This is a genomic window from Sphingomonas bacterium (assembly GCF_903643065.1).
In the GTDB taxonomy this organism is placed as follows: Bacteria; Pseudomonadota; Alphaproteobacteria; order Sphingomonadales; family Sphingomonadaceae; genus Sphingomonas.
The window spans coordinates 1-2,600 of record NZ_CAHJWX010000466.1; the positions used below are offsets into that span (position 1 = coordinate 1).

General features: G+C 68.1%; 3 protein-coding genes. 2 read left to right on the plus strand and 1 reads right to left on the minus strand.

Translation table 11 applies throughout. From position 1 onward, the window contains the following. The first annotated feature begins 220 nt into the window (after positions 1-220). A complete protein-coding gene (locus HUU95_RS13935; protein ID WP_174280649.1) occupies positions 221-541 on the plus strand; it encodes a hypothetical protein in 321 nt (106 codons plus the stop codon). Positions 542-585: 44 nt separating this feature from the next. Here HUU95_RS13935 and HUU95_RS13940 read toward each other — a convergent pair whose 3' ends face one another. Continuing rightward, complete coding sequence (locus tag HUU95_RS13940) at positions 586-1,218, minus strand: GNAT family N-acetyltransferase (protein WP_174280650.1); 633 nt, start codon at positions 1,216-1,218, stop codon at positions 586-588. Between the two features lie 61 nt (positions 1,219-1,279). Between HUU95_RS13940 and HUU95_RS13945 the strand changes: the two genes are divergently transcribed. Further along, positions 1,280-2,600: phosphoenolpyruvate-utilizing N-terminal domain-containing protein (locus HUU95_RS13945; protein ID WP_174280651.1), on the plus strand; the 1,321-nt coding region annotated here is incomplete at its 3' end.

Consider the following 2,600-nt stretch of genomic DNA (forward strand, 5'->3'; position numbering starts at 1 on the left):
GGCGACGATCGCGGCGGGGTGAGGGTGGGCGGCTGGTAGGGCCCACCCACACTTAGGCGAGGATACGATCGACCGATTGCAGCCGTCCGCTAAGTGCGCCAGTTTTCCGCTTCTCCAGCTTCAAACAGACGTTCGGTTTATCGACGGAGAACGCCGGACGACGCTTACTCGACAACACGCTGCCGTGTGGACCATGTTGCGGACAGCAAGGAGCATGTAGATGGGCGACGTGGTGATCGTGGCGTATCGACCGAAGCCGGGCAAGGAGGATCAGCTACTGGCGCTCACCCGTGACCATGTGCCCGAGCTGCGCCGATTTGGCCTCGCTACCGATCGCGCGCCGATCGGGATGCGCTCCAAACAAGGCGTCATCATCGAGATTTTCGAGTGGCAGGACGGCGCGATCGAGGCCGCTCACACGCATCCAGAAGTGCTTGCGATGTGGGAACGCTACGGCGCTGTTTGTGACTACGTGCCGCTGCATGAGCTGCCAGAAGCCCGAGACATGTTTGCGCAGTTCGAGCCAATCGAGCTTAGCTGAGGACGGACGCAATACCTTTCGCCATCCACCAAAGAGGTGTTGGGTCAGCTAAGGTGCATCAGGTCCGGCCAGCCATAGGCGATCTCGTGAAAGTTCGCATCGGCTTCCACGACTTCCTTGTCGGCGGTGATCGCGCCGCCCAGCGACTCGTAGAAGCGTCGCGCTCCGACATTCTCCCTCAACACCCAGAGGCTTGCGCCCGGCAGCGGTCGCGCCAGGAGGTCGCGTGCCATCAGGCTCATCAGCGCGCGACCCACGCCAGCGCCCTGGTGTGAGCGGAGGACATAGATTGCGCCGATCTCGCCGGCGAAGCCACGCTCGCGCATCGCATCGTCACGCTGGCCGCCACACGCGCCGAAGCCAACGATCTCGCCGGTGCTTTCCGCAACGTACACCCGTGTTCCATTCGAGCAGGCGGGGGCGTCGAGCGCCATGGCCCACATCGCGGCCCGGCTTTCGGCCGACAAACCGTCGAGCAACTCTTGCGGGAACAGCCCGGCATAGGTGTCACGCCATGATGCGACGTGCACCGCGCCGATCGCTGACGCATCGTCTGCCGTCGCCAAACGGTAATCGACCATGGGCATCCGCGCCTCCCTCGCGAGCCGTACCAGCATGACATCGGCGGAAGGACCGAACAAGGCGGGCTTGCCTGAATGCCGGCCCAAGGCCAGCACGACGGCAGGCCGCCCCCCGCCCACGGTGGCGCCGCGTTCGCGCCCCTGCTAACCCGCATCCATGCCTGCTTCCGCCGCCGCGTCAGCCCGGGAGATCCTCACCCGCCTTCATGACGTGATGGCCGGGCGCACGCCGGCGCAGGCGAAGCTGAATCAGGTGGTGCAGATCATCGGCGAGGCGATCGACAGCGAGGTGTGCTCGATCTACCTGCTGCGCGACGGCGTCCTGGAGCTGTTCGCGACGCGCGGGCTGGACCAGGCGGCGGTGCACGTGACGACGCTGGCGCCAGGCGAGGGGCTGGTCGGGCAGATCGCCGCGCAGATGGAGGTGCTCAACCTCGACGAGGCGGCGAGCCATCCCGACTTCGCCTATCGACCCGAGACCGGCGAGGAGCGGTTCCATTCCTTCGCCGGGGTGCCGATCATCCGCCGCGAGCGCGCGGTGGGCGTGCTGGGCGTCCAGCATACCGAGCCGCGCCGCTATGCCGATGTCGAGATCGAGGCGCTGCAGACCGTCGCGATGGTGCTGTCCGAGCTGATCGCCAATGCCGGGCTGATCGATCAGGGCGCGCCCGGCGCCCGGCCGCAGGCGACCGCGCCGGTGCGCGTGACGGGACAGAAGCTGGTCGACGGCATGGGCGCGGGCCATGCCGTGTTCCATCAGCCGCGCATCGTCATCGAGCACACGGTCGCCGAGGACACCGAAGCCGAGCGCCACCGCGTCTATGCCGCGTTCGACAAGATGCGCGAGCAGATCGATCGGATGGCGGCGCAGGCCGAGTTCGGTGGCGCCGGCGAGCATGAGGAGGTGCTCGCGACCTACCGGATGTTCGCCTATGACGAGGGCTGGAGCCGGCGGATCAACGAGGCGATCGACAGCGGGCTGACGGCGGAGGCGGCGATCGAGCGGGTGCAGCAGCGCACGCGCCAGCGGATGCGCCAGATCGACGATCCGCTGCTCGCCGAGCGCATGCACGACCTGGAGGACCTGTCCAACCGGCTGCTGCGCATCGTGTCGGGGCAGATGGGGACGGCGGCGCAGCTGGGCCTGCGACAGGACACGATCCTGCTCGCGCGCAACCTGGGCCCGGCCGAGCTGCTGGAATATGACAAGCGCCGCCTGAAGGGCGTGGTGCTGGAGGAAGGCTCGCTCACCGCGCACGTCACCATCGTCGCGCGCGCGATGGGGGTGCCCGTGCTCGGCCGCGCGCGCGACCTGCGCCGCCAGGTGGGCGAGGGCGACCTGATCCTGCTCGACGTCGGCGAGGGGTCCGCGCTGGCGCGGCCGACGGCGGCGATGGAGGAGGCCTTCGCGGCCAAGGCGGAAACGCGCCAGCGCCGCCGCGCGGTGTATGCGGCGCTCAAGGACGCGGTGCCGGTGA

Bases quoted from the DNA above. Each gene is read 5' to 3' on its own strand.
- HUU95_RS13935 (WP_174280649.1), top strand. From the start codon at position 221: ATGGGCGACGTGGTGATCGTGGCGTATCGACCGAAGCCGGGCAAGGAG.